Source organism: Aurantimonas sp. C2-5-R2 (assembly GCF_036549495.1).
Lineage (GTDB): Bacteria > Pseudomonadota > Alphaproteobacteria > Rhizobiales > Rhizobiaceae > Aurantimonas > Aurantimonas coralicida_A.
On record NZ_JAZHLJ010000060.1, the window covers coordinates 1 to 2,838 of the forward strand.

Sequence of the window (2,838 nt, forward strand, 5' to 3'; positions counted from 1 at the left end):
CAGCTAAGAATTGCATGGTCGTCTCCAGGTGGCCGGTTCAACAACACCACTCTGTCAGAGAGCGGGTCGCTATCCACCCCATGGGATCTACATTCCCGCCTTGCCGCGCGACAGCGCCGCGACGCCCGTGCGGCAGACCTCGACGAGGCCGAGCGGCGCCATGATCGCAACGAATTTGTCGATCTTCGACGGCCTACCGGTGATCTCGAAGACGAAATGCTCGATCGAGGAGTCGATGACCTTGGCGCGGAAGACGTCGGCCAGCCGCAGCGCCTCGACGCGACCCTCGCCCTTGCCGGCCACCTTGACGATCGCCAGCTCGCGCTCGATCGGCGCGCTTTCGCCGTCTTCGCCCGCAACGCGGGTGAGATCGACGACGCGATGCACCGGCACGATCCGGTCGAGCTGGCTTTTCAACTGCTCGATCACATGCGGCGCGCCGCGGGTGACGACCGTGATGCGCGACAGATGCTTCTCGTGCTCGGTTTCCGAGACCGTCAGGCTTTCGATGTTGTAGCCACGGCCGGAGAACAGCCCGATCACACGCGCCAGAACCCCCGGTTCGTTGTCGACGATGATCGCCAGCGTGCGCGCCTCGTTCGCCTCCTTTTCGGGAGTGATGAAATAGGCCGAAGCGGGTGACTGGACGGGTCTGTTCATGGTCGAACTCGGTACTCTGGAGATGGCGGCACCATAGAGGCGCGCGCGAAAAAGAAAAGCGTCGGCGCGGCGGTACAAACGCGCCGAAGCGCGAAAGCCGTCGAGACAATCCCCCGACGCGGCGCCGCTGCGTCTACACTAGCGCCTTGCCCTTGGCGTCGATGGCGCTGGCCACTGCCTCGTCGCTTGCCTCGTCCGGCAGCAGGATTTCGTTATGCGCCTTGCCCGACGGAATCATCGGGAAACAGTTGGCGAGATTGGCCACCCGGCAGTCGAACAGCACCGGCTTGTCGACAGCCAGCATCTCCTCGATCGCGTCATCGAGATCGCCCGGCTTCTCGCAGCGAATGCCGTGGCCGCCATAGGCTTCCGCCAGCTTGACGAAATCCGGCAGCGCCTCGGTGTAGGAGTGCGACAAGCGGTTGCCGTGCAAGAGCTGCTGCCACTGGCGGACCATGCCCATATACTGGTTGTTGAGAATGAAAATCTTGACGTTCGCTTGGTGCTGAACCGCCGTCGACATCTCCTGCATGTTCATCAGCACCGACGCGTCACCGGCGATGCAGACCGACAAGGCATCGGGATGGGCGATCTGCGCGCCGATCGCCGCCGGCAGGCCGTAGCCCATCGTCCCCAGCCCGCCGGAGGTAAGCCAATGGTTCGGCTCCTCGAAACCATAGAACTGCGCCGCCCACATCTGATGCTGGCCGACCTCGGTCGACACGTAGGTTTCGCGGTCCTTGGTCGCCGCGTAGAGCCGCTGCACGGCGTATTGCGGCATGATGACGTCGTTGTTCGGCTTGTAGGCGAGGCAGTCGCGCGCGCGCCAGGTCTCGATCTGATCCCACCAGTTCGCCAGCGCCGCAGGTTCGCTCGCCTTGCCGCGCGCCTTCCAGAGTTCGACCATGTCCTTCAGCACATGGCCGACATCGCCTATGATCGGCAGGTCGACATGGACGTTCTTGTTGATCGACGAGGGATCGATGTCGATGTGGATCTTCTTCGAGTTCGGCGAGAACGCATCGAGGCGCCCGGTGATGCGGTCGTCGAAGCGCGCACCGACGCACAGCATCACGTCGCAGCCATGCATGGCGAGATTCGCCTCGTAGGTGCCGTGCATGCCGAGCATGCCGAGCCAATTCTTGCCGGACGCGGGATAGGCGCCAAGCCCCATCAGCGTCGAGGTGATCGGAAAACCCGTGCTCGCGACGAACTCCCGCAGCAGCCGCGTCGCCTCCGGTCCGGAATTGATCACGCCGCCGCCCGAATAGATCATCGGGCGCTTCGCGGCGGCCAGCATGGCGACCGCCGCCTCGATCCGGTCGCGGTCGCCGTCGAGCTTCGGCCGGTAGCTCTCATGCTGACGGATCGGCGGCGGCGGCGAATAGGTGCCGGTCGCGAACTGGACGTCCTTCGGCACGTCGACGACCACGGGGCCGGGCCGGCCAGTGGTGGCGACATGAAACGCCTCGTGCAACACGCGGGACAGGTCATTGACGTCCTTGACCAGCCAGTTGTGCTTGGTGCAGGGCCGCGTGATCCCGACCGTGTCGCATTCCTGGAAGGCGTCGGAGCCGATCAGCGTCGTCGGCACCTGGCCGGTGATGCAGACCAGCGGGATCGAATCCATCAGCGCATCCTGCAGCGCCGTCACCGCATTGGTCGCACCGGGCCCGGAGGTCACCAGCATCACCCCCGGTCGGCCGGTCGACCTGGCATAGCCCTCCGCGGCATGACCGGCGCCCTGCTCGTGCCGCACCAGAATGTGGCGAACCTCCTCCTGCTGGAAGATCTCGTCATAGATCGGTAGCACCGCGCCGCCCGGGTAACCGAAGATATCCGTGACGCCATTGTCCTTCAGCGCCTGGACGACCATTTCGGCGCCCGTCATTTCCCGCGTTTCCGCTGTCGCTTTCATCGTCGTGATCTTCCGTCTGCTGTCTGCCGGATTTGTCTGGCGCCGTTTCCCTGTCCGGATATTTGCCGGAAATCGGCGCAATAAAAAAGGGCCGCTGGGGCCCTTTGGATGCGCACACGTGGCTATCGCCGGGCGGTCGCTAGACCGCCGCGCGTGTGCGCCTTCGTACTACGAGAATGCCGTTCGTGTTCATCGCACATGACGCTAAGCGCATCGGGACCGTCAGTCAACGCAATAGTGCGCGGCCACTAAGGGCCGCG

2 protein-coding genes are annotated in these 2,838 nt (G+C 64.2%); both read right to left on the minus strand.

Annotated features, from left to right (window positions below; translation table 11 throughout):
- Positions 1 to 87: 87 nt before the first annotated feature.
- Entirely contained in the window at positions 88 to 660 is a 573-nt protein-coding gene (gene ilvN, locus VQ044_RS18945; RefSeq protein WP_327648906.1) for an acetolactate synthase small subunit, read from the minus strand.
- Positions 661 to 793: 133 nt separating this feature from the next.
- Entirely contained in the window at positions 794 to 2,578 is a 1,785-nt protein-coding gene (locus VQ044_RS18950; RefSeq protein WP_327648904.1) for an acetolactate synthase 3 large subunit, read from the minus strand.
- Positions 2,579 to 2,838 lie beyond the last annotated feature (260 nt).

Excerpts from the sequence above, each read along its gene's own strand:
- ilvN (WP_327648906.1), bottom strand. The coding sequence starts at position 660 with ATGAACAGACCCGTCCAGTCACCCGCTTCGGCCTATTTCATCACTCCC.
- VQ044_RS18950 (WP_327648904.1), bottom strand. The coding sequence starts at position 2,578 with ATGAAAGCGACAGCGGAAACGCGGGAAATGACGGGCGCCGAAATGGTC.